General features: G+C 35.6%; 29 protein-coding genes, 1 tRNA gene and 3 pseudogenes. 24 read left to right on the top strand and 9 right to left on the bottom strand.

The annotated features are described in order from the left end of the window. Nucleotides 1-317 precede the first annotated feature (317 nt). The 4 genes from rapZ to AAIB49_RS14295 all read left to right on the top strand — a co-directional run bounded on the left by rapZ (nucleotide 318) and on the right by AAIB49_RS14295 (nucleotide 3,463). Nucleotides 318-1,175, top strand: a complete 858-nt coding sequence (gene rapZ / locus AAIB49_RS14280) for an RNase adapter RapZ (RefSeq protein ID WP_186870653.1) — start codon at nucleotides 318-320, stop codon at nucleotides 1,173-1,175. 3 nt (nucleotides 1,176-1,178) lie between these two features. Next, nucleotides 1,179-2,138 (top strand): gluconeogenesis factor YvcK family protein, encoded by a 960-nt coding sequence (locus tag AAIB49_RS14285; protein WP_186870574.1) that lies wholly within the window; start codon nucleotides 1,179-1,181, stop codon nucleotides 2,136-2,138. An 18-nt stretch (nucleotides 2,139-2,156) separates the two neighbouring features. Beyond that, nucleotides 2,157-3,104 (top strand): DNA-binding protein WhiA, encoded by a 948-nt coding sequence (gene whiA / locus AAIB49_RS14290; RefSeq protein WP_186870573.1) that lies wholly within the window; start codon nucleotides 2,157-2,159, stop codon nucleotides 3,102-3,104. A 104-nt stretch (nucleotides 3,105-3,208) separates the two neighbouring features. Beyond that, nucleotides 3,209-3,463: an HPr family phosphocarrier protein gene (locus AAIB49_RS14295; protein ID WP_343458407.1), complete on the top strand. Its 255-nt coding sequence runs from the start codon at nucleotides 3,209-3,211 to the stop codon at nucleotides 3,461-3,463. A gap of 96 nt (nucleotides 3,464-3,559) precedes the next feature. On the opposite strand, the gene clpP is transcribed toward AAIB49_RS14295, so the two are convergent. After that, on the bottom strand, nucleotides 3,560-4,147 hold the full coding sequence (clpP, locus tag AAIB49_RS14300; RefSeq protein ID WP_186870571.1) for an ATP-dependent Clp endopeptidase proteolytic subunit ClpP: 588 nt from the start codon (nucleotides 4,145-4,147) through the stop codon (nucleotides 3,560-3,562). 255 nt (nucleotides 4,148-4,402) lie between these two features. Between clpP and AAIB49_RS14305 the strand changes: the two genes are divergently transcribed. After that, a tRNA-Arg gene (locus AAIB49_RS14305) sits at nucleotides 4,403-4,478 on the top strand. Between the two features lie 149 nt (nucleotides 4,479-4,627). Here AAIB49_RS14305 and AAIB49_RS14310 read toward each other — a convergent pair. After that, a complete protein-coding gene (locus AAIB49_RS14310; RefSeq protein WP_481857870.1) occupies nucleotides 4,628-4,807 on the bottom strand; it encodes a tyrosine-type recombinase/integrase in 180 nt (59 codons plus the stop codon). A 343-nt stretch (nucleotides 4,808-5,150) separates the two neighbouring features. Continuing rightward, a complete protein-coding gene (locus AAIB49_RS14315; RefSeq protein WP_343458408.1) occupies nucleotides 5,151-5,276 on the bottom strand; it encodes a hypothetical protein in 126 nt (41 codons plus the stop codon). A 605-nt stretch (nucleotides 5,277-5,881) separates the two neighbouring features. On the opposite strand from AAIB49_RS14315, the pseudogene AAIB49_RS14320 reads away from it, so the two are divergent. From AAIB49_RS14320 to terS, 8 genes and pseudogenes are all read left to right on the top strand, one after another. Then, a pseudogene (locus AAIB49_RS14320) lies at nucleotides 5,882-6,069 on the top strand (XtrA/YqaO family protein). Further along, the gene (locus AAIB49_RS14325; RefSeq protein ID WP_343458410.1) at nucleotides 6,066-6,767 is read left to right on the top strand and encodes a hypothetical protein; all 702 of its coding nucleotides are present in this window, start codon (nucleotides 6,066-6,068) and stop codon (nucleotides 6,765-6,767) included. Before AAIB49_RS14320 ends, AAIB49_RS14325 begins: the two are co-directional and overlap by 4 nt. Before the next feature lie 78 nt (nucleotides 6,768-6,845). Continuing rightward, entirely contained in the window at nucleotides 6,846-7,409 is a 564-nt protein-coding gene (locus tag AAIB49_RS14330) for a hypothetical protein (protein ID WP_343458411.1), read from the top strand. 164 nt (nucleotides 7,410-7,573) lie between these two features. Further along, entirely contained in the window at nucleotides 7,574-7,735 is a 162-nt protein-coding gene (locus AAIB49_RS14335) for a hypothetical protein (RefSeq protein ID WP_343458412.1), read from the top strand. 312 nt (nucleotides 7,736-8,047) lie between these two features. Then, nucleotides 8,048-8,191 (top strand): hypothetical protein, encoded by a 144-nt coding sequence (locus AAIB49_RS14340; protein ID WP_343458413.1) that lies wholly within the window; start codon nucleotides 8,048-8,050, stop codon nucleotides 8,189-8,191. Nucleotides 8,192-8,278: 87 nt separating this feature from the next. Beyond that, complete coding sequence (locus AAIB49_RS14345; protein ID WP_343458414.1) at nucleotides 8,279-8,536, top strand: DUF1883 domain-containing protein; 258 nt, start codon at nucleotides 8,279-8,281, stop codon at nucleotides 8,534-8,536. A gap of 22 nt (nucleotides 8,537-8,558) precedes the next feature. After that, nucleotides 8,559-8,759 (top strand): hypothetical protein, encoded by a 201-nt coding sequence (locus AAIB49_RS14350; protein WP_343458415.1) that lies wholly within the window; start codon nucleotides 8,559-8,561, stop codon nucleotides 8,757-8,759. 62 nt (nucleotides 8,760-8,821) lie between these two features. Further along, nucleotides 8,822-9,614 (top strand): annotated as a pseudogene (gene terS / locus AAIB49_RS14355) (phage terminase small subunit). Between the two features lie 222 nt (nucleotides 9,615-9,836). On the opposite strand, the gene AAIB49_RS14360 reads toward terS, so the two are convergent. The 3 genes from AAIB49_RS14360 to AAIB49_RS14370 form a co-directional block, all read right to left on the bottom strand. Further along, entirely contained in the window at nucleotides 9,837-10,250 is a 414-nt protein-coding gene (locus AAIB49_RS14360) for a UPF0715 family protein (RefSeq protein WP_343458416.1), read from the bottom strand. Nucleotides 10,251-10,752: 502 nt separating this feature from the next. Next, complete coding sequence (locus tag AAIB49_RS14365) at nucleotides 10,753-11,208, bottom strand: ImmA/IrrE family metallo-endopeptidase (protein ID WP_339213990.1); 456 nt, start codon at nucleotides 11,206-11,208, stop codon at nucleotides 10,753-10,755. 164 nt (nucleotides 11,209-11,372) lie between these two features. Beyond that, nucleotides 11,373-11,789: a helix-turn-helix domain-containing protein gene (locus AAIB49_RS14370; RefSeq protein WP_339213992.1), complete on the bottom strand. Its 417-nt coding sequence runs from the start codon at nucleotides 11,787-11,789 to the stop codon at nucleotides 11,373-11,375. A gap of 495 nt (nucleotides 11,790-12,284) precedes the next feature. Here AAIB49_RS14370 and AAIB49_RS14375 point away from each other — a divergent pair, with 495 nt between their 5' ends. The 6 genes from AAIB49_RS14375 (at nucleotide 12,285) to AAIB49_RS14400 (ending at nucleotide 15,521) form a co-directional block, all read left to right on the top strand. Then, nucleotides 12,285-12,479 carry an XtrA/YqaO family protein gene (locus AAIB49_RS14375; RefSeq protein WP_339213994.1) on the top strand — a complete coding sequence of 65 codons (195 nt, stop codon included), beginning with the start codon at nucleotides 12,285-12,287 and terminating at the stop codon, nucleotides 12,477-12,479. A gap of 160 nt (nucleotides 12,480-12,639) precedes the next feature. Next, nucleotides 12,640-13,131: a sigma-70 family RNA polymerase sigma factor gene (locus tag AAIB49_RS14380; RefSeq protein WP_343458418.1), complete on the top strand. Its 492-nt coding sequence runs from the start codon at nucleotides 12,640-12,642 to the stop codon at nucleotides 13,129-13,131. Nucleotides 13,132-13,911: 780 nt separating this feature from the next. Continuing rightward, a complete protein-coding gene (locus AAIB49_RS14385) occupies nucleotides 13,912-14,034 on the top strand; it encodes a hypothetical protein (protein ID WP_339213997.1) in 123 nt (40 codons plus the stop codon). A 2-nt stretch (nucleotides 14,035-14,036) separates the two neighbouring features. Beyond that, nucleotides 14,037-14,255 carry a BhlA/UviB family holin-like peptide gene (locus AAIB49_RS14390; RefSeq protein WP_186870556.1) on the top strand — a complete coding sequence of 73 codons (219 nt, stop codon included), beginning with the start codon at nucleotides 14,037-14,039 and terminating at the stop codon, nucleotides 14,253-14,255. A 104-nt stretch (nucleotides 14,256-14,359) separates the two neighbouring features. Beyond that, nucleotides 14,360-14,572, top strand: a complete 213-nt coding sequence (locus tag AAIB49_RS14395; protein WP_343458419.1) for a phage holin — start codon at nucleotides 14,360-14,362, stop codon at nucleotides 14,570-14,572. A 94-nt stretch (nucleotides 14,573-14,666) separates the two neighbouring features. Continuing rightward, nucleotides 14,667-15,521, top strand: coding sequence for an N-acetylmuramoyl-L-alanine amidase family protein (locus AAIB49_RS14400; protein WP_343458420.1), 855 nt, complete (start codon nucleotides 14,667-14,669; stop codon nucleotides 15,519-15,521). 148 nt (nucleotides 15,522-15,669) lie between these two features. Here AAIB49_RS14400 and AAIB49_RS14405 read toward each other — a convergent pair whose 3' ends face one another. From AAIB49_RS14405 to AAIB49_RS14415, 3 genes and pseudogenes are all read right to left on the bottom strand, one after another. Beyond that, entirely contained in the window at nucleotides 15,670-16,005 is a 336-nt protein-coding gene (locus tag AAIB49_RS14405; protein WP_343458421.1) for a hypothetical protein, read from the bottom strand. 273 nt (nucleotides 16,006-16,278) lie between these two features. Further along, a pseudogene (locus AAIB49_RS14410) lies at nucleotides 16,279-16,347 on the bottom strand (hypothetical protein); the annotation flags it as partial. Nucleotides 16,348-16,378: 31 nt separating this feature from the next. Beyond that, entirely contained in the window at nucleotides 16,379-17,014 is a 636-nt protein-coding gene (locus AAIB49_RS14415) for a potassium channel family protein (protein ID WP_343458422.1), read from the bottom strand. 344 nt (nucleotides 17,015-17,358) lie between these two features. On the opposite strand from AAIB49_RS14415, the gene AAIB49_RS14420 reads away from it, so the two are divergent. The 5 genes from AAIB49_RS14420 (at nucleotide 17,359) to AAIB49_RS14440 (ending at nucleotide 21,534) form a co-directional block, all read left to right on the top strand. After that, on the top strand, nucleotides 17,359-17,574 hold the full coding sequence (locus AAIB49_RS14420) for a WYL domain-containing protein (RefSeq protein WP_343458423.1): 216 nt from the start codon (nucleotides 17,359-17,361) through the stop codon (nucleotides 17,572-17,574). A 73-nt stretch (nucleotides 17,575-17,647) separates the two neighbouring features. Further along, nucleotides 17,648-17,899, top strand: coding sequence for a glutaredoxin family protein (locus AAIB49_RS14425; protein WP_339214004.1), 252 nt, complete (start codon nucleotides 17,648-17,650; stop codon nucleotides 17,897-17,899). Nucleotides 17,900-18,052: 153 nt separating this feature from the next. Beyond that, nucleotides 18,053-19,081: a sugar-binding transcriptional regulator gene (locus AAIB49_RS14430; protein ID WP_343458424.1), complete on the top strand. Its 1,029-nt coding sequence runs from the start codon at nucleotides 18,053-18,055 to the stop codon at nucleotides 19,079-19,081. Between the two features lie 37 nt (nucleotides 19,082-19,118). Beyond that, nucleotides 19,119-20,126: a type I glyceraldehyde-3-phosphate dehydrogenase gene (gene gap, locus AAIB49_RS14435; RefSeq protein WP_343458426.1), complete on the top strand. Its 1,008-nt coding sequence runs from the start codon at nucleotides 19,119-19,121 to the stop codon at nucleotides 20,124-20,126. A gap of 226 nt (nucleotides 20,127-20,352) precedes the next feature. Then, entirely contained in the window at nucleotides 20,353-21,534 is a 1,182-nt protein-coding gene (locus AAIB49_RS14440; protein ID WP_343458427.1) for a phosphoglycerate kinase, read from the top strand. Nucleotides 21,535-21,561 lie beyond the last annotated feature (27 nt).

Raw genomic sequence — 21,561 nt, forward strand, 5'->3', positions numbered from 1 at the left:
TCTTTAGAATCAGTGCGTGGATGTGGTGCGTAAGGGAAAACCATTCAGTGGGCCTTTAAGGCCAAGGCCGGTAAAAGAGGCTTCAAGCCGCAGAGCAAACCACCAGTTCACACTGGTGGTTTTGATTTATTTCGTCGGATAATGCGCGGATGGCATAAAAAAAGGAAAAATAATCATATTCTTGTGGCATTAAATTGATTACATGTATAATAGATATAGTAGTATACAATTTAACTACATTCGAGATGTAGATATATAAAAATCTAAGCGAACGGTATGAGGTGATACAAGTGACAAATGTTGAACAGGAGACAAAGATGGTCATTATAACTGGAATGTCTGGTGCCGGTAAAACCGTCGCTATTCAGAGCTTTGAAGATTTAGGCTATTACTGTGTAGACAATCTCCCACCGGCCTTACTACCAAAATTTCTTGAATTAATGCGGGATTCAACCAACAATATTCATAAAGTTGCCCTAGTAATGGACCTTCGTGGCCGAGAATTTTTTGATTCCTTATTCGAAGCACTCGACCTGCTAAGTGATGAAGAGTGGCTAGATGAACATATTTTATTCCTTGATGCAAAAGATCAGCAGCTCGTTACACGATATAAAGAAACTCGACGCTCCCATCCTTTAGCATTTGGTGATTTACCATTAAAAGGTATTGAGCAAGAACGTCAAATTCTTGACGAGATGCGAGGCCGTGCACATCGTGTGATTGATACATCTAATTTAAAGCCACGACAATTACGGGAGAAAATCCTTAATTACTATGCTGAAGAAAAGCAGGAAATTTTTTCTGTCAATATGGTATCCTTTGGCTTTAAATATGGAATTCCAATTGACGCTGATCTAGTGTTTGATGTGCGTTTTCTTCCAAATCCACATTATGTCGCCCACTTACAGCCTTTAACAGGATTAAATCAGGATGTATCCTCCTATGTGTTCAAATGGTCGGAAACACAGAAATTCCAGGAAAAAGTGTTGGATTTATTACAATTCATGCTTCCACAGTATAAGAAGGAAGGTAAATCTCAGCTTGTTGTAGGTATTGGGTGTACAGGTGGCCAACATCGATCTGTAGCACTAGCAGAGTATTTCGCAAAGAAATTAGCAGCTAACTATATTACACATGTCACACATCGAGACATTGAGAAGAGAAAGGGCCATTAAATAATGACAGAACAGAAGCTACCACGGATTGTGGTGATTGGCGGAGGAACTGGGATGCCAGTTCTTTTGCGTGGACTAAAAAGCCTCCCTATAAAATTAACTGCATTAGTTACGGTTGCCGATGATGGTGGAAGTACCGGAAGAATTAGAAATGATATGGCCATTCCCGCACCTGGTGATATTCGCAATGTTATCGCAGCAATGTCAGAAGTCGAGCCAATGTTAATTCAACTTTTCCAGCATCGCTTTGTGAATGGAAATGATTTATCTGGCCACTCTATGGGAAATCTCCTATTAGCTGCGATGACATCCATCACCGGGGATTTTTATACTGGAATAAAAGAGATTTCTAGAGTGTTAAATGTGAAGGGGAAAATCTACCCGATTTCCAATGAAAACATTAAACTTTGTGCGGAAATGAAAGATGGAACCATTGTGGAAGGGGAATCTAATATCCCTACATCTGGTAAACAAATTAAGCGAGTGTTCCTAAATCCGGAAGATGTAACACCACTTCCAAATGCAATTAAAGCAATTGAAACTGCTGATTTAATCGTCATTTCACCGGGAAGTTTATATACTAGTATCATGCCCAATTTAATTATTCCGCATATTGGTGAGGCATTACAGCATGCAAAGGCTAAAATCGTCTATGTCTGTAATGTGATGACTCAGTATGGCGAGACGACAGGTTTCTCAGCAAGTGATCATGTACAAGCCATTACCGATCATGTTGGCAAGCATGTCATTGATGCGGTCGTGGTAAATAGAAAGCAGATTGATCCAAAGATTCGTAATGTCTATGCTGGAGAAAAAGCAGAGCCAGTAGAATATGATATTGAACGATTATTGGATATGGGATTAGAGATAATAGATGGCGATATCATTGATTATTCCAAAGGTACGATTCGTCACGATACAAAAAAAATTGCTACTCTATTGTATTCATTAATAAAAAAATAAGGTAAAGGAGGGAGTAGAATGTCCTTTGCTTCTGAAATAAAAAAAGAGCTAACTGCTACAGAGATTGAGGATTGTTGTTCTTATGCAGAGCTAGCGGCACTTATTCGGATGAACGGTACCGTGTCCTTGTCCAATTTTAGGTACACATTAGATGTACAAACAGAAAATGCCGCAATTGCTAGACGTATCTATACATTAATTAAAGCAAGCTTCTCACCGATACCGGTGGAGCTTTTAGTACGTAAGAAGATGAAGCTTAAGAAGAATAATGTGTACATTGTTCGTCTTAAGGAAGACGTCCATGAAATGCTTACAGAATTAGGCATTATGAAGGATTCTTATACATTTGTACGAGACATATCGCCCCAATACTTAGAAAAAGATTGCTGCAAGAGAGCCTATTTACGAGGGGCATTTCTAGCAGGGGGATCGATTAATAATCCAGAGACCTCTTCTTACCATCTAGAAATTTCCAACACGAGCGAAGAACATAATGATGCGTTATGTGAACTACTAAATTCCTTTGGCTTACGTGCAAGGGTGTTGGAGCGTAAAAAGGGATTTATTGTTTATATGAAGGAAGCGGAAAAGATTACCGAGTTCTTAAGTATTATTGGAGCAAACAATGCCCTATTTAAGTTTGAGGATGTACGTATTGTAAGAGATATGCGTAACTCCGTAAATAGACTAGTGAACTGTGAAACGGCTAATTTAAATAAAACGATTGGTGCTGCTTTCAGGCAAATTGAGAATATTAAATTGATCGAGAGAACGGTAGGACTTGAAGCATTACCTGAAAAGCTACGCGAGGTTGCGTTGTTACGAGTTCAACATGAGGACGTATCGTTAAAAGAATTAGGGGAATTAGTTTCTAGTGGTAAAATTTCAAAGTCAGGTATTAATCACCGACTTAAGAAAATAGATGAATTTGCAGAAAAAATCAAACAAGGCGAAATTTTGTCTTAACTTAATTGTCATTTTGGATATTCATGATATAATAAAATATCATGAATATTTTTTTAATTATACATCGTGTTGTTTGCGCTTACTTTGGGGGAGGATGAGGATATATGGTGGAGAGAGTTGTTACAGTTGAGCTTGAATCGGGGTTACAGGCTAGACCTGCTGCACAATTTGTGCAAGAAGCAAATCGCTATTCCGCGCAATTATTTTTGGAAAAAGAGGGCAAACGAGTAAATGCAAAGAGTATCATGGGGCTAATGAGTTTAGCGATTACAACTGGTGAATCGATTAAATTAATAGCAGATGGATCAGATGAGGAAGTGGCATTGAATCATTTGGTATCTTTTGTTAGCAAGAAATAAATTCCTTTACGTAGTTAAGTATGTGAAATAGATAACATTATAGACAGCAAAAAAGAGAGGGTGAATCCATTAGGACTGCCCTCTCTTATTACTATACTATTCTGGTTTACGCTCTAACACTTTATCAATTAAACCATATTCAACAGCACCTGCAGCTGTCATGAAGTTATCACGCTCTGTATCACGGTTAATTACTTCAATTGGCTGACCAGTACGTTCAGATAGAATTTTGTTTAAGTTTTCTCTCATTTGAATGATGCGTTTTGCATGAATTTCAATGTCAGTAGCTTGACCTTGTGTACCACCTAGTGGTTGGTGAATCATTACTTCACTATTAGGTAAAGCATATCGCTTACCTTTTGCACCAGCTGCTAATAGGAAAGCACCCATAGATGCAGCCATTCCAGTACAAATAGTAGATACATCAGATTTAATAAATTGCATGGTATCATAGATTGCCATACCAGCAGTGATGGATCCACCTGGTGAGTTAATGTATAGGGAAATATCTTTTCCAGGATCTTCAGCTTCTAAGAATAATAATTGAGCAACGATAGAGTTTGCTACATTATCATCAATTGCACTTCCTAACATAATGATTCTGTCTTTTAATAAACGGGAATAAATATCATATGCGCGTTCACCACGATTTGTTTGTTCAATAACTGTAGGTATTAAGTTCATTGGAATTCCTCCTTTAATCTTTTCCTATGGATATATCCAATCCTTGGATAATTTTATCATATAACAATGGTCAATTAAGGTCAAACAAAAACGTTCGACTAATATTTCATCTTGTTTATATTGACAAAAGCACATTTTCCATCATGCCCGTCAGATGAACGAATTAAACCATTTTCAACTAAAAATACTTGTTAATTAAGTCTACAGACGTTATAATAGCCTATGTGTTCGTTTTTTGATTAACTAAATCCTTATGCGCCCATAGCTCAGCTGGATAGAGCACTGGTTTCCGGTACCAGGTTTGCCGGGGGTTCGAATCCCTCTGGGCGCGTCTTTAAAGTCAATAGTGGCAAGGGTGTGAGAGTTTCTTATCCCTTGCCACTTTTATGTCTTTCTAACAGTTTTCTAACTTGTGGATTTTGAAATAATTGTTTAGTTATTTTTTGATTATCTTTATATTATTTTAGGTTAATTTCCCTCTCAAAGAGAATTTTGGATACTAGTAACTGCAATTTCTTGTATGCCTGGAACAACGTGAGAATAAGTATCTAGTGTTGTTTGAATGGATCTATGTCCTAATCTTTCTTGTACCACTTTCGGAAGTACGCCATTTCTTAATAATAGGGTAGCATGAGTATGACGTAATCCATGAAAGCTTATTTTTTAACCCCACTTTTTTCGATTGTCCGATTGAAAACAGTTCTTAAATAAGTTTGCTTAATTACCTCACCAGTCGATGTACAACTTACTAAGTTATTAATAGTCTGGTCCACATTTCATTTTATCTTTTTCTTGTTGCCTTTTATGATTTTTTAATAGTTCAATAGTATCATCGTCGATACCGATAGTTTAATAGCTAGTGGATGTTTTTTAGCTGAGAAGATAGGTTCCAATCTCCTGTAGCATCCTTTTTGAGTTGTTGGTTAACTGATATCTTTTTCTTATCAAAATCTACATGAGACCACCTTAAATCCAGTATTTCACAACTACGCATTTCAGTTTGCTAAAGCAAGAATGCTTGTAATGTATGATTTTTACTTTTGAGGTTATTCATGAAAGCTTGTACTTCTTCCCCTGACCAATATTCAATTTCCTTTCTATCTACATTAGGAGCTACTTTATCCTCCATGATTCCTTCTTTGATACCATTTTCCTTGTTTTAATGCACTAGATAGAAGTCTACTATAGCATTCTCAGTTCATACATTAACAGGATTGGTCGATAATTAAAATCTAATGTAGATTTAAGCTTAGATGAAAGACTAGTTGTACCACACGTTGAATATCCAACTGATGTATTAGTCTTAACAACATTAAAAGCTGAGAAAAATAGGAACTTTCTTGTAAAAGCAGAAGCATTACTATCTAGCTTTCGTTTTGATAGCTGGTATGATACGAGGATTTCAAGATTAAACTGTAATCTAGATTCGAACAAAATGAAAATCGCGAAATCATGTTAAAAGTTGTTGGAAATATTACAGAAGCCCAGGTTAAGACGATAAAAGATGATGGGGTATCCCAAGCGATAGTTGCGAAAGTTGGAGTTGCAACAATAGGGAATGTAGAAGTTCCTAACCCTAGCACCGTACAGAACCTTTATAGAAGTAGATCAACCTGTAAGTGAGTTTATTTTCCGCATGCAAAGAATGGAGAGTGAAACCACTGAATAAGAAAAGTTGCTTATGTGATTCGTGCTATAAAAAAGCATTATAGCTTACAAGAGTGGGGCGATATTATGAGGTTACAAGCTATTCCTCTAAAGGGAAATACATTAAATGTCGATATAAAAGATGATAAGCCATTCGTCGTTGTCTATTGTCAAGGAGAGGCGAAAATAACGTATTTACCTGAACATGGTGAGACAAAGGTACCCATCAAGGGAGGGTGAATCGAATTAAGTTTGATGAGGGGGAAGAGTTTTGAAGTTTTTTTACATTTTAACTAATACTACATTCATAATTTTATTTGGGCTGATTATATATGAAAAAGCAAGATTGAATGAATTCAATATATATATGATTTTAGCAATGATAGTCATAATGATAATGATTAATATTTTTCTCTTTGTTTTTATATTTATAATGGACAAGTTATTTAATTACCTAATAAAAAAATATGAAGAGAGAAAAATGAAAAATTATAGCTTGTTTGAATGGATGGGAGAACATACTTGGATTGATTTATATAATAAACTATCTAACATTAAAGAATTTAATAGAAAAGATATCATTGGAAATTTTGGGAAAATAAAAGAAGAGATAACAAATAATTTTGATAGCAAAGAAAAATTAAGTGCTTTAAAAATTTTTTTAGAAATCCGTGTTGAAAGCCCAAGACTAACTACTTTAACAACTGTAACAAATACTATGCTACTCTCAGTAATTACTACTTCACTGATAAGTTACTTAAACGGTATATTATCATTAGATACAAAAGCCACATTTTATATTTTAACTTTTGTAGTTGTTTTTTCGGTTCTTATTTTTGCTTTAAGTTTCTTTAGTAAAGAGATTGATAAGTATAAACTCCTTTTAAAATTAGTAAACGAGTGTATTGAGAACGAAAGCTTTAGGAATCAACAAGATATTCTAGGGAACCTAGTAGAAGATGATATTATATGATTATAACCAATAATAGCAGGCTAGATAAAGTTACAAATACACAAAGGTTCAATCTATAGTGAAGAGGGGGAAGAGTTTTTGAGTCTTGGTGAAATTATAACAATAGCTATATTAATCGTCGGATTCATTGTTATCGGGGTTATAAAAAAGACTCCAGAATATCTATTAAACTTGAAATTAGAGGATTTTAAAAGCGATTTACAAAAAGAAGTAGAAAGATTAAGAGTTTCCGAGGAAAACTTGCACATAAGAAAAATAGAAAAGTTTTCTCAATTCACTGAAATGCTAAATATAGCTATGTTAAGTGTAAAAGGTAATAAGAATCCAGTACAAACCGCGACAGCATTGGAAAAGGCAATGAATACATTTACAAAGGATTTAATGTTTTTTGCAGGAGAAAAGACGCTTAAAAAGTTTGTAGAGTATCGCAGGTATTCTCAAATAGTACAGGTAGGCGGAATAAATGAACAAGCTAAGTATCAGTTTATTATCGCTGAATTATTATTGGAAATGAGAAAGGATTTGGGATACAAAAATGAAAGTATTTCAGTAGATGATTACATGTATATCATAGTAAATGATTGGGATAAACATAAAGATGACTACCACGAACGTGCTAAGAGGGCAACAAAAATAATATGATTTGGACTTGTCTAGACACCGCATCCGTAGAAAAATGAAGGGCGAAAGTTTCAAATTATCACTTTCAGAGATCTAAAGAAATTTAATAATAAGTTTTTAAAATAAAGTATATGCTTATAAAAGGAGGTAAATTTATATGAATGTTCTATTTAAGAGAATACTAGATGGGTATGATGAATTCTACAAAAATGCGAAGAAGTGCTGCTGAAATAGAAGCCATGAACAGCAGGGAACAAAGGAAATACCAACGCTGGAAAGAGTTCTTTGATAAAGTTAAAACGGTTGAAATGCTAGTAGATTATCTAAAACGGACAGCAAAAAAATAATACTAGATTGCATGATGGAAGGCATGAGCTATCGTTCTATTGCAGTTCACTTAGGAGTTAATCGTAATAAGATACGAGCAATGAAAGACGATATGTTGTGCCAATTGTGCCAAAGATGTTAGTTCTTGCTAGAGTTGATTGAGGAGAAAAAGAAGTTTAAAATGGAAGACAAGACGGCTAGGTCAATATTCCTGCCGGAATACATCCTTTCTAAAGCCACTGAACAATTGGTTTGATGGGTTTTTATTATCAGAATAGAAGGAAAATACCCTCATTCTGTCGAATGTTGAAGACAGAAGGGAGGGATATTTGATGGCAAATAAATCTAGATCTGAAATCATTTCTGACATTGTTCAGACAATGATTAAGTCGAGTGCTGAAAAAGGACCTGTTATGAGTAAGGAAGAGATAGCTGAAGCTTATAACTATCTTTCGAAAAAAATATTTGGTAACTAAGGCACCCATTGGGTGCTTTTTTTAGTTGAAGCAGGAAAATCCTTCCTTTTTGTCGAATGATGTAGGCAGAAGGGGGGTGCGTTACTTATGAACTATAAATATTCTAAAGAACAACTAAATCAAGGTGATGTTGTGAGTGTTCAGTTAGACAAACAAGCAAATGTTCTTTTGCTAGATCCATTAAATTATTCAAAATTTAGAAATGGGAAACAGTACAAATACTATGGTGGTTTAGCAAAAGTGTCACCAGCAAGAATTACAGTTCCCTATACAGGAACTTGGTACATTGTGATTAACCTAGGTGGAGCAAATGGTACAGTAAGATACTCTGTTGAAATTCTATAAGAATCCTTGAGGTGACATATTAATGAATTTGTATTTGATAAGGTATTCTAATGACAAGTATGTTGTAGAAGCTCAGACAAGTCAAGAAGCAATTGGAGCTTGGATAGACGAGAAAAATAGAGAAGAAAAAGAGGTCTATGAATCTATAAGAGTGTTTAGGCCGAATAACTATAGTATAGAGTTAATTGGTACTTATCATGGAATAATTAAGGCATCCGAATAACGGGTGCTTTTTTCTTTGCTCCAAAACACACTCAATAAAGTTGGAGGTGGGTGAGAATGTAAATGGCCGACAAAAAAGAATTAGCTTACCAAGATTATTTAAAAAGCATGAAATACAATACAAAGAGATCGCTGAAAAACATAGTGTATATCTGAACACAGTTATATCATGTAAAACTCTTATAAGTGGTCTCGTGATGGTGTGGATACAAAACAAGAAAGTGTGCACACAAAAAGATGAGGCGCACCTAAAGGAAATAGGAACGCAAAAGGAAATAAAGGTGGTTCTGCTCCGAAAGGTAATCAAAACGCAGTCACCCATGGTCTTTTCTCTAAATACATCCCACAAGAGACATTAGAACTCATGGGAATGTTAGAAGAAAATAGCGCTACTGATTTAATGTGGGACCAGATCATGATACAGTATGCTGCTATTATTCGGGCTCAACAAATTATGCATGTTGAGTCTAAAGAAGAAATGATTAAGGAATTGAAGAAAGCTAAATATGAGTTTCATGAGATACCGGATGAAGACGGTGTTAAGTTAGAGAAAAACACGATTGAAGAAGAATACAGTTCTAGTTTGCATGGGATAGGCATGCTACTTTCTTAACAGCACAGTCCAGGGCAATGTCTGAATTACGTAATCTTATTAAGCAGTTTAATGACCTAGCGCAAGATGATGACGAACGTAAGCTCAAATTACAACTTATGCAGGCTAATATTAAAAATGGCTGAGGCAGAAGTTGAAAAGTTATCCAAAGAGAACACATATGATGAAACAGAAGAAATCGTCATTGTCGATGAGTGGAGCGATAATGATGAGGAAGAAAAAATAGTGTTTAACGTCCAGTAGAATGTTAATCCACATTTTAAAGACGTATGGACCTCAACTAAGCCTTACAACATCCTAAAGGGTGGGGGTAATTCATTCAAATCATCCGTTATTGCTCTTAAACTAGTATTTATGATGATTATGTACATCATAAAAGGTGTATTCGTAAAGTTTCCATTCGGGGTGAGGAGAGAATATGAATAACACTATCAATAATTACTCCAGTTAATAAGATAGCTTACTTTAATTATCTATTTTACCCTGTAAAATAATCGAGTCAAATAGCCAAAAAATGATTGCGGCTGATCCACTAATAATATAGTAGTTAGTTAAAATATTTGGATTAGCAAATGGATTATCGACTTCGTTCATTAAAAAGATAACAATAGCAGAGGCTACCAGTGCGCCTACAACATAAACTAGTAAGTACGGGATATATAACTTTTTGGGTTTCAGGCTTAGCAGGATCTGGATTGTAGAAGCAAACAGTAGGTAACAAAAGAAAAAAATTATAGCATAAAAAATTGCATATTGATAACTAAAATCATCAAAGAGTAATATAGCTATAATTATACCTAGAGTCATAGATGACAGAAGAGAACAAAGAATCGAGAGAGAGATAACTAGATTAAGATCGAGATCTTTTAATTTTTTCATAACATCACACCCTATCCCTATCATTCTATAACTATTATATCGGAAGCAATTCTTATTTTAAATAGATGAAATTATTAGGTAAGGTATGAAGGTAAGTATATAAATAACAAACAATAAAGCGGATACTTTTGTGTATTTTGATTCAAATAGATTACGTAAACCATGATTAAAAATCCCTAAAATGAAAACGCAAAAGCATAAGCCTAAAGCACTCATAGACACAATAAATAATAGTTGTTCCATCAGATGCCCCCTTTTCTAACTTATTGTTAACTTAATCTTAGCAAGAGGGAGTTCGTATACAAAATCGAATTATATAACAAATAATGAAATGGTGTGACAGTATTGTCACTTCATCTGATTCAGTTTATACTAACCCACCCCGGTTTCCGGTACCAGGTTTGCCGAGAGTTCGAATCCCTTTTAATCGCGTAATAAAAGCAAGGGATTAAGTTATCCCCCTTGCCCTATTTGAGTAAAATAAAGTTTGCAAACCTCTTAACTACATACCTAAACATAAGCTATCCCCATCTAAATGCAACTTACTCTGATACATTTCTAGTCTTCTAAGTGCAAAATCAAATTCCACATTAAAAATGGTTATAATATCCGTTACAGTAGGTGTGTGTATGTTTTCCAGCATAAAGGTTGGAACGCAAAAGTGATAAGCAAAATGGTTCGCTTGCCATTCTTGAAGGTCCTTAAAGGATTTTTTCATGGTCAGCTGGTTACCGAAATGCCTTAAATAATGACAGATTTCATGCCCGAATAATTGCCATTGTTTTTGTTTAGTATCATATTGGAGAATAATGTTATTACCATATCTATAGGTAGAAGAACTGTAATAAAGATTAATCCCAAGTTTACTGGCTATTTCTTCTATATCTAATTGTTCAGGATGACTAATGGATAAATTATGGTATAAGTTGAAAACATAATCTTCTAAATGTGTATACATTTCATTCCCCCTATGTCGAATAACGCGAATGTGTGTTCTGTTTCGTGGTAAAAGATTAGGCGTGCAAGTTGCACCCCTTTACAAGTCCATGTATGAAATTAATGTTTATCTTTTTAGTAAGTGATATTATTCAAAAATATGATTCTAAAGCGAACTAATCTACCTTATTTCTTACTTAATTTAAATTTTATAAATTCATATACCTCTTCTAATTGTTCTGGTGTCATATTGGCAAGGTCATTAAACATCAAATCCGCATCATGGAATTCGCTAGTAATCTTATCGATGATTCTAAACTTCTGAAGCTCTTCAGGGTCCGGATTAGAATAAAGCAAATCCGAACTACTGATTTTTTTCTCAGGTGCAAACCCAGCCATTATGAAGAGGTTATCCAAATTTAAGTCTAGCTTTTCAGCTAATACTCTTAATGTGGGTTTAGAAGGATTGTGTTCACCACGTTCAATTTTACTTAAATGAGAGAAACTAATACCCGTCTTTTCGGATAGAGCACGTAAAGACATTCTGTTATGTTCTTTACGATAATTCCGCAAAAACTCTCCAATTTTATTATTATCTACCATACGTATCACCACTGGTTCCTCGACTTATTTGTTATTGTATCGCAAAACAACACAAAAATAAAGAATTATCTATTTTGTGTTGACATTTAACACATAATAGCTTATTCTTAGTGTCAAGGTGCAACACGTAGAGACACCCATTTCTAAAAAGAGGTCATACGATGCCAATTTATAATAGGCTTTTACAGCTTCCAAAGAGGAAAATGTGTCGGAACCCAACGTGGGGGGAGTATATTTTGAACACTAAGTCGATGCAAAATAGTTAGCAACTCTCTAATAATCAATGGAGAGTATTTTTATAATGGTTATGTGTCATAAGACGACACAAAAGTATACCATCTATCATAGTACACATACGATGAATGTTTGATAGATTTTCGAAGGAGGGATCGATAGAAAAGAAATATCAATTATGATTTTATTACTAACCATTATGTTAATAATTTATCTCAACCTTTACAAAAAGGCTGGAAAGGGAGAACTGGAGGAGATGATATGAGATTACAAGATATTCCTATTAAGAGAGGTGTATTAACCATTGACATCAGTGAAAGTCAGAGGCCATTTGTAGTTGTCTATAGTCAAGGAAAGGCTAGGATTACTAATTTACCTGAACATGGTGAGACAAAGGTTGTTACACATCAAGGGAAGGTAAAGCGAATTAAGTTTGATGAAGGGGAAGAATTTTAAATAAAGCAAGCTGAAAAATAGATTCTTTGGATCTTGCTAGAGTTAATACGGCGAATAAATCGTTCTACCAGTAAGCTGGAGGACACTGAATGTTAGCTACGGCTAATGTTTAGTGGCCTCTTTTTTGTTTAATTCATATGAAGCGTTTGGAGGAGATTAGATGGGTGAAAAAACAAAGGATAATTGGGCAGATAAGTTAATTTTAGAATATGAACAAAGTAAGCAAGAGCTATACAAAATGAAAAACAATCTAGGCGATTCATTGCTTGATCAGTTAGATAAGACACAAATAAATAGCATGATTGAAACGGTTCAAGAAGCAATTGAGTGGATGTCTACCGGTCGAGAGCCAAATAAAATACGCGGAGTTGATAAAAAGGCAGCTTATCAACGTATAGCAATAGAGGATATGGACATGTTTCCATCACTGGAGATTATTCCTGAAGAACGGAAATTAGATGAGAAGGAAAAAAGTACGATTCTCAATATACTAGCAGAGATGACACCGAGACAGAGGCAATGCTTTCTATTGCATACGGTCTATGCGCAATCATTCGCGGAAATAGCTCAGGAATTAAATATTGGAAGAAGTACAGTCCAAAAGCATATAGAACGTGCGAAGAGCAAGATTAGTCGTGCAAATGTCGTATGAAGTTCTTAATAAGTGAAGGGAGCTTTTTCAAATGGAGCTCCTGGATTAAGTAGACGATACACAAAGCATATGGAACGTGCGAAGAGCAAGATTAGTCGTGCAAATGTCGTATGAAGTTCTTAATAAGTGAAGGGAGCTTTTTCAAATGGATCTCTTGGATTAAGTAGACGATACACAAAGCATATGGAGCGTGCGAAGAGCAAGATTAGTCGTGCAAATGTCGTATGAAGTTCTTAATAAGTGAAAGGAGCTTTTTCAAATGAAGCTCCTGGATTAACTAGACGATATACAAAGCATATGGAACGTGCGAAGAGCAAGATTAGTCGTGCAAATGTCGTATGAAGTTCTTGATTAGTGAAGGGAGCTTTTTCAAATGAAGCTCTTGGATTAACTAGACGATACACAAAGCATATGGAACGTGCGAAGAGCAAGATTAGTCGTGCAAATGTCGTATGAAGTTCTTAATAAGTGAAGGGAGCTTTTTCAAATGGATCTCTTGGATTAAGTAGACGATACACGCTCTATATATTTTTATCTGAGCGAGCGATTATCAAAGGCTCCTAAGCTTATTGGAGCCCTGTAATACGGTGGAATAGGAATTGTAGGGTAGGAGGATTGAATGGTTTAAGGGAGTTAGGGAAAGGAAAGCTGGATTTACTAGGCAAATCGGAGCCAAGTAATTCATGCAACCAAGTAATGTCAACATGATTCCTGAAATCTAAGTAGGAAATCAATTACTTCACGTTATGGTTGAAGTAAAAATGTATAGGAGGGGATATAATGGATCCAAAACGTGCAATGTTAGAAGGGAAGAATACGATTTTTCTTTTTCGTAAATTAAGTGAGGCAAATACAGAAGTAATTATGCTAAAGGATGGAACGATTAGGAAGTTAAGTGAGTAACCATGGATGAAACATTAATTCAATACTTTCTTACACAAGGACCATTTGCAGTTCTTTTTGTTTGGCTTTTTTATACAAGTAGAAAAGAGGCAAATGAAAGAGAGAAACAACTCTATCAAACAATTGATGATCAAAACGAAATATTAAAAGGATTTAGCACAAAGTATGACATTGTTATAACTAAGCTGGATGATATTGAAGAGCGTTTACCGCCACGGTAAGGGCTCTTTTTTATCGACTTCTGATGGGAGGTGATGGAGGGTGAAGGTTAACTGGTAAGTTAGATTTAGTAATCCAGTATTATGCCCAGCTTATTCTAGCAATCTTGTTACCCATTATCAGCTACTTAGGTATTAAATTTGAGGATTTAACTACATGGGTGATAATGGGGAATGTTCTTGCACAAGCAATCTCTAATCCATATGTATTGGCACTAGTATTGGTAAGTGTTTGGAATGCACTGATTGATCCGACAACCAAGGGCTTAAGTGATAGTGTACAAGCAAGAACATATCAAAAACCGAGAGATGATGTGTAATATTACGATACAAAAACTAACGGATTAAAAAAGTGGCTAGTCCAAATGGGCAAGTCACTTTTTTAATATAAAAAATAGTAGGAGGAGATTTTGTATGGCTAAAATCGCATTAGACGCAGGACATGGTATGAATACACCAGGGAAAAGAACTCCGGATGGTGAAAGGGAGTGGTATTTCAACAACAAAGTAGTAGTTGCAGCTACTAGGTATTTGAATGAGTATGAAAATGCCATTATTATTCGTTTAGATGACCCGACTGGGAACACCGATGTATCTTTAACAGCACGTACGAATAAGGCAAACAGTGAAGGTGCAGATATTTTGATATCGTATCATCACAACGCTAACACAGGTCAATGGGGTTCTTGGACTGGTACAGAAACCTATCATTATCCCGGTTCTTCTACCGGTCTTGCTTTAGCAAGAAAAATTCATCCAGCTATTGTTGGTGCCATGGGCTTACGAGATCGCGGTATTAAGTCGGAAAACTTCCATATGCTTCGTGCATCCAATATGCCAGCAATTCTAATTGAAGGTGGGTTTATGGATTCTACCATCGATATTGTCAAAATGCGTGATGATATCGTAATGGATCGAACAGGAAAGGCGCTAGCTGATGCCATTGCTTCTCATCTCGGATTAAGAAGGAAAGATAATGGAGGAACTAATACTTACACCGTACAGCCTGGTGACACATTGTGGAGTATTGCCCAAGCCCATAATATGACGGTACAACAATTAAAGGATTTAAACGGTCTGACAGGTGATACCATTTATCCAGGGCAGGTTCTGATTGTCAGTGGTGGGGTAGTTTACCACATTGTCCAATCTGGGGAAACATTATGGGGGATCGCACAACAGTATAATACTACAGTTGAAGCTATTAAAAGCTTGAATGGGATGACAAGTGATGTTATTCGTCCAGGCGACCGTTTGAGAGTCCGATGATTAAATAAATGAAAATAATCATAAACCCCAGCTGTGAAACGGAAACCAGCTGGGGTTTATGATTACGTGTTATAGACGGAATAAGAGGTATTCTTTAAAGAAGTGGTTAGCGTTACGTTTACTTATTAATAATATTATTAGCTAACTTCTATTCTTTAAAAAGTTTTACTATGTAATTCTTTTTAGCTTTTGATAATTCGCTCATTGCTTTGTTTAATTCTAAGTTTTTAATGGCAGATTTTTTTATGTATTCATCTTGTTTATTCTTAGCTTTTTGGATTTTAGTATTTGCACGTTCAATTTCTTTTTGTCTAGCTCGCACTGTACCAACGCTCTTGTTTTGTGCAATTATATCACTTGCTCGTCTTATTTTCTTTAATGCATCAACTTCTACTTTTATAGCTTTTGATTTTTGATATTCTAATTGCCCTATTTCCCTTTTTAATCGTTTGATTTTTAATAGGAGTAAGGAAAGGGTAGACATTCAATCACCTCTATTTTCGCCTTAAATAAATATAATCAACTTCAAATTAACTTGTAGAACGACATATTTCTCCGAAAAGAAGTAGGAGAAACATATAACGTTCTTTTTATACTAGATTTAAATTTTGAATTAGCAAATCTTAGTTTCTTGCACTTCATTGCAACACTATTTTCTACAATTTATTACAGAGTGTGGGCAACTAAATGTAGTTATCTAGGTTTAATTTTCATATGTAGTATGTTTTACTTTCCAATCTTCTAGTTTAATAAACACCTAAAAACCATAGCTTCCAAGTGTGATTATGCTTAAGAACAACCACTTAATCCAATTCCCAATTAATCCCTTCTTTCCTTCTAAATTCCCCTAAATTATATTAAAATTGCCCAAACTCTTTATTCTTTTGGTTATTTAAATCTTGTAGGATAACTACCAATCTTTCTTTTTCACTTAGATTAAGTTGATCATATCTATCCAGTTCCGATTTAATATAGTCAATAGTAGGGTTCGTGTTTTTTCTTTCTCTTATAAAATATGTAGTTATGGAACTTGATAACATCCCTATAATACCTATCCCAACTATCATGAGAAATACAGCCGTTAATCTTCCTATCGGTGTGCTAGGGGAAATATCGCCATATCCCACTGTTGAAGTTGTAACGATAGACCACCAAAGTCCGTCGGCATAGGATTCAATATTTGGCTCGAAGTTTGTCACTAGAATCGTTGAGGTAACAAGTATGAGTACAGAAGTAATAAGTACTTTGTCAAGACTGTTCGTTCGCAGGATATCTTGGATAACTTTGAAATGTTTCGTACTAAAGGAAAGTAGCCGGATTAAACGTAATAAACGAACCAATCTTGCAGTATGGAAAATACTATCTAGTGGTATGATAGCGATGATATCAAATGGGTTTGATTTAATGTAGCTCCATTTACTTGTTGAATGAATGAAACGAACCGTAACATCAATGAATAGAAGTAGCCAAACAATCCTATCAAGAATTCGCAATGATTCATTTGTGGAGTAAATATGACAGAAATGATTGCTAAAGTTGCTAAAACTATCTCATAAACTACAACAAATTTTGATTTTGGCATGATATCACTCTTTATCATATTTTATTGATAATAACAAGTTGGCAACTAGGTAATTTTGATTAGTTCTTTATACTTATGACCGCCTATTATTTTATCATTTTACTTTAGTAGATTTCTATATAAAAGATTTAAAAATTTCGTATTATGTCGGATTTTGATAAAAAATTATGTGCAATTCAGTTTTATTATAGTCTTGCTTCAACCTATTCTACATGATAAAATAAGAACAAATGTTCCTGTTGGGAGGCTTTGGCTATGGAGAAGCTGTTTCTACGTTCAATGGAAAACAAAGAGAAAATCATTATTTTCTATATGGATCGGCATAACAATGTTTCTAAACGGATTGTTCGGGTATTAAGTATGAACCAGGAATATCTGGTGGCTTATTGTTATTGGCGTAAGAAAATAAGAACCTTTAAACTGGACAATATATTATCTACTGGTCCAATTTCTAATCATGTAGGAGCATAATTTTTGGATTTATCGGTTTGTTTTGTATACTATGGTCTTAGAAATAGAAAAGTTAAATGTAGAAGGTGCCCTAATGGAAAAAGTCATATTTTACACGAAAGAAAACTGTTCTCTTTGTGATAACGCTGAAGCATTACTAGGGATGTTCCAACAGGATTATCATTTTGAAATTGAGAAGCGAGATATTTACACAAATGACGAATGGTTAGAAAACTATCATTTATCCATTCCAGTAATCGAAATAAATGGCGTTCAGTTGAATTGTGAACAGATTGACTACAATTCGGTTGAAACAACATTGCATGAGAATTTACAAAAGAAATAAGGATAATTTACAATCATATTGGTTGTATATTTTACGCATTATGATATGATAATAATGTACATAGGATTCTACTATGTGTATTTTTTTGGGATATGTGGGACACCATAAGAATGCGTGGGACATTTTTGTTCCCGATTCTAAAGGGGTAATGTCATGAAAGAACTATTCGACCTACAGAAAAAGCTCATACCTGACTTGTTAGAAGTAATGCAAACCAGATTCTCTCTGTTACGCACGGTAAACCTCTATCAACCTATTGGAAGAAGAGGTCTTGCGGAGAGTAGTCAATTAACGGAAAGACAGGTTCGAAGTGAAATTGATTTACTTTACGAACAGGGGTTATTAGAAGTTACGACAAAGGGTATGCTTGTTACGGAACAAGGTGAAAAGGTTCTAGAACAACTCAATCAATTTATGAGTGAAATAATGGGCTTAACTGTTTTAGAAAATCGAATTAGGGAAACATTACAAGTAGAGAATGTTGTTGTAGTTCCAGGAAACAGTGATGACGCAGAATGGGTTAAACAAGAGATGGGAAAAGCGTGTGTCTCCTATCTTAAAAAGATTATAACCCCCAATGCTACGATTGCTGTAACGGGTGGAACGACGATGGCTTCTGTTGCTAGTGTAATGACACCGTTCGAAGTAGAAAATAATTGCCTATTTGTACCAGCACGTGGTGGCATTGGCGAGAAAATGGAAAACCAAGCCAATACGATTGTGGCACAAATGTCCCGTAAAGCACAGGGAGATTATCGTTTACTTTATGTCCCAGATCCAATCAGTGACTCGTCCTATCAAAACATCATCCAAGAGCCTTCTATTATAGAAGTATTACAGCTTATCAAAAATGCTGATATTGTCTTACATGGGATTGGTGATGCATTGACGATGGCAGACCGCCGAAAGACACCACATGAATTGAGGGAAAAGCTAGTAGAGGAAAATGCAGTTAGTGAAGCATTTGGTTACTATTTTGATCAACAAGGCAATGTTGTTCACAAGGTGCGTACGGTTGGATTGCAGTTAGAGGATTTAGAGTCGATGAAACATGTCGTTACCGTTGCTGGTGGTAAATCGAAGGCTAAAGCAATCGAATCCTATTTCACGCATGGTACAAGCAATGTGCTCATTACAGATGAGGCAGCTGCGGAACAGATTTTAAGGGATACTTCCCTTTAAATAAATAATACTTATAGAATTTTAGGAGGAATATACAATGGCAGTAAAAGTTGGTATTAATGGTTTTGGTCGTATTGGACGTAACGTATTTCGTCAAGCACTAAAAAGAGACGATGTAGAAATCGTAGCAGTAAATGACTTAACAGATGCTAATATGCTTGCACATCTATTAAAATATGACTCAGTACATGGTGTATTAGAGCAAGAAGTATCCGTTAACGGTTCTAACATCGTTGTTGGTGGAAAAGAAATTAAAGTATTAGCTGAGCGTGACCCAGGCAATCTTCCATGGGGCGAGCTTGGTGTTGAAGTAGTAGTTGAATCTACTGGTCGCTTCGTTGATCGTGATTCTTCTCAAAAACATATCGATGCTGGTGCGAAAAAAGTAATCATCTCAGCTCCTGCGAAAAATGAAGATTTAACTATCGTAATGGGTGTTAACCAAGACCAATACGATCCAAGTCAGCACCATATCGTATCAAATGCTTCTTGTACAACAAACTGTTTAGCACCATTTGCAAAAGTGCTTAACGATAAATTCGGAATTAAACGTGGTCTAATGACAACTGTTCACGCATATACAAATGACCAACAAATTCTTGACTTACCACACAAAGATTATCGTCGTGCTCGTGCGGCAGCTGAAAACATTATTCCTACAACTACTGGTGCTGCAAAAGCAGTTTCTCTAGTATTACCAGAGTTACAAGGTAAATTAAATGGTATGGCTGTTCGTGTACCAGTTCCAGACGGTTCTATGGTAGACTTAGTAGCAGAAGTAGAAAAAGATGTTACTGCTGAAGAAGTGAACCAAGCGTTCAAAGAAGCAGCAGAAGGTGAACTTAAAGGAATCTTTGAATACAGTGAAGCTCCACTAGTATCTTCTGATATTGTTGGAAACACACATTCTTCTATCCTTGATGGTCTATCAACTATGGTAATGGAAGGAAACATGGTTAAAGTTCTTTCATGGTATGACAACGAAATGGGTTACTCAACTCGTGTTGTTGACCTAGTTGCTTTCATGGGACAAAAAGGACTATAAGTTAAATGGGCAAAAGGTGGAGGAATACATTCTCCTCCTTTTCTCATGTAATTTTAGTACGCTCTGAGTAAGAAACAAGGACTAGGGAAACCTACCAATTTTAAAGCTTACATATCTTTATCCCACACACTGACAACGTCCTGTTGTTCGTGGGAAGGAAATTACGTAATAAGCATATTCGTATAAAATTCCATACGAATAGGAGTCTTTTTAAGGAGGGAATCCAATGAATAAACTAACAGTAAAAGACCTTGATTTAAAAGGGAAAAAAGTTTTCTGCCGTGTAGATTTTAACGTACCTATGAAAGATGGAGAAGTAACAGATGATACACGCATTAAAGCTGCTTTACCAACCATTACCTATTTATCGGAGCAAGGTGCAAAAGTAATTTTAGCTAGTCATCTTGGTCGTCCTAAAGGTCAGGCTGTAGATGAACTACGTTTAGACGCAGTTGCGAAGCGTTTAAGTGATTTAATTGGAAAAGAAGTTGTAAAAACCGATTCTGTTTACGGATCTGAAGTAGATGAAGCTATTTCTGGATTACAAGATGGTGATTTATTGCTTCTTGAAAATGTGCGTTTTGAGGCTGGAGAAGAAAAAAATGATCCTGCGCTAGCTGAAGCTTTTGCAAATATGGCTGATGTTTATGTTAACGATGCTTTTGGAGCGGCACACCGCGCACATGCATCGACTGCAGGTATTGCTGAAAAGCTTACATCTGCTGCTGGTTTCCTGATGGAAAAAGAACTTTCTGTCTTAGGTAAAGCACTAGAGAATCCTGACCGTCCATTCACGGCAATTATTGGTGGGGCAAAGGTTAAGGATAAAATTGGCGTTATTGATAATCTATTAGATAAAGTAGATAATTTGATTGTCGGTGGAGGCCTAGCATACACCTTTGTTAAAGCACAAGGGCATGAAATAGGAAAATCCCTTCTTGAGGAAGACAAAATTGATTTAGCAAAAGAATTTATGAAAAAAGCGGAAGAAAAAGGCGTTAATTTTGTGTTACCTGAAGATGTAGTCGTTGCAGATGATTTCTCAGAGGAAGCTAATACAAAGATCGTATCCACATCTGAAATCCCTTCAGATTGGGAAGCACTTGATATTGGTCCGAAAACAAGAGAGAAGTATGCTCAACTTGTAAAAGATTCTAAACTAGTCATTTGGAACGGACCTATGGGTGTATTTGAATTAAATGTATTTGCTAATGGTACAAAAGCAGTGGCTGAGGCATTAGCAGAAACAGAAGGTTATACCGTTATTGGTGGTGGAGATTCTGCTGCAGCTGTTGAGAAGTTTGACTTAGCAGAGAAAATGGACCACGTATCAACTGGTGGTGGAGCATCCTTGGAATTTATGGAAGGTAAAGTTCTACCAGGTGTTGAAGCCCTTACGAATAAATAAGTTTCACAATTCTTTAATAGAGGTGAT

Origin of the sequence: Ornithinibacillus proteolyticus (genome assembly GCF_039581225.1) — a bacterium.
GTDB classification, from domain to species: Bacteria; Bacillota; Bacilli; order Bacillales; family Amphibacillaceae; genus Ornithinibacillus; species Ornithinibacillus massiliensis.

Coding starts and splice junctions, on each gene's coding strand:
- rapZ (WP_186870653.1), top strand. CDS start 318: ATGGTCATTATAACTGGAATGTCTGGTGCCGGTAAAACCGTCGCTATT.
- AAIB49_RS14285 (WP_186870574.1), top strand. CDS start 1,179: ATGACAGAACAGAAGCTACCACGGATTGTGGTGATTGGCGGAGGAACT.
- whiA (WP_186870573.1), top strand. CDS start 2,157: ATGTCCTTTGCTTCTGAAATAAAAAAAGAGCTAACTGCTACAGAGATT.
- AAIB49_RS14295 (WP_343458407.1), top strand. CDS start 3,209: ATGGTGGAGAGAGTTGTTACAGTTGAGCTTGAATCGGGGTTACAGGCT.
- clpP (WP_186870571.1), bottom strand. CDS start 4,147: ATGAACTTAATACCTACAGTTATTGAACAAACAAATCGTGGTGAACGC.
- AAIB49_RS14315 (WP_343458408.1), bottom strand. CDS start 5,276: ATGGAGGATAAAGTAGCTCCTAATGTAGATAGAAAGGAAATTGAATAT.
- AAIB49_RS14335 (WP_343458412.1), top strand. CDS start 7,574: ATGGGTATGATGAATTCTACAAAAATGCGAAGAAGTGCTGCTGAAATA.
- AAIB49_RS14340 (WP_343458413.1), top strand. CDS start 8,048: ATGGCAAATAAATCTAGATCTGAAATCATTTCTGACATTGTTCAGACA.
- AAIB49_RS14345 (WP_343458414.1), top strand. CDS start 8,279: ATGAACTATAAATATTCTAAAGAACAACTAAATCAAGGTGATGTTGTG.
- AAIB49_RS14350 (WP_343458415.1), top strand. CDS start 8,559: ATGAATTTGTATTTGATAAGGTATTCTAATGACAAGTATGTTGTAGAA.
- AAIB49_RS14360 (WP_343458416.1), bottom strand. CDS start 10,250: ATGAAAAAATTAAAAGATCTCGATCTTAATCTAGTTATCTCTCTCTCG.
- AAIB49_RS14365 (WP_339213990.1), bottom strand. CDS start 11,208: ATGTATACACATTTAGAAGATTATGTTTTCAACTTATACCATAATTTA.
- AAIB49_RS14370 (WP_339213992.1), bottom strand. CDS start 11,789: ATGGTAGATAATAATAAAATTGGAGAGTTTTTGCGGAATTATCGTAAA.
- AAIB49_RS14375 (WP_339213994.1), top strand. CDS start 12,285: ATGAGATTACAAGATATTCCTATTAAGAGAGGTGTATTAACCATTGAC.
- AAIB49_RS14380 (WP_343458418.1), top strand. CDS start 12,640: ATGGGTGAAAAAACAAAGGATAATTGGGCAGATAAGTTAATTTTAGAA.
- AAIB49_RS14385 (WP_339213997.1), top strand. CDS start 13,912: ATGGATCCAAAACGTGCAATGTTAGAAGGGAAGAATACGATTTTTCTT.
- AAIB49_RS14390 (WP_186870556.1), top strand. CDS start 14,037: ATGGATGAAACATTAATTCAATACTTTCTTACACAAGGACCATTTGCA.
- AAIB49_RS14400 (WP_343458420.1), top strand. CDS start 14,667: ATGGCTAAAATCGCATTAGACGCAGGACATGGTATGAATACACCAGGG.
- AAIB49_RS14405 (WP_343458421.1), bottom strand. CDS start 16,005: ATGTCTACCCTTTCCTTACTCCTATTAAAAATCAAACGATTAAAAAGG.
- AAIB49_RS14420 (WP_343458423.1), top strand. CDS start 17,359: ATGGAGAAGCTGTTTCTACGTTCAATGGAAAACAAAGAGAAAATCATT.
- AAIB49_RS14425 (WP_339214004.1), top strand. CDS start 17,648: ATGGAAAAAGTCATATTTTACACGAAAGAAAACTGTTCTCTTTGTGAT.
- AAIB49_RS14430 (WP_343458424.1), top strand. CDS start 18,053: ATGAAAGAACTATTCGACCTACAGAAAAAGCTCATACCTGACTTGTTA.
- gap (WP_343458426.1), top strand. CDS start 19,119: ATGGCAGTAAAAGTTGGTATTAATGGTTTTGGTCGTATTGGACGTAAC.
- AAIB49_RS14440 (WP_343458427.1), top strand. CDS start 20,353: ATGAATAAACTAACAGTAAAAGACCTTGATTTAAAAGGGAAAAAAGTT.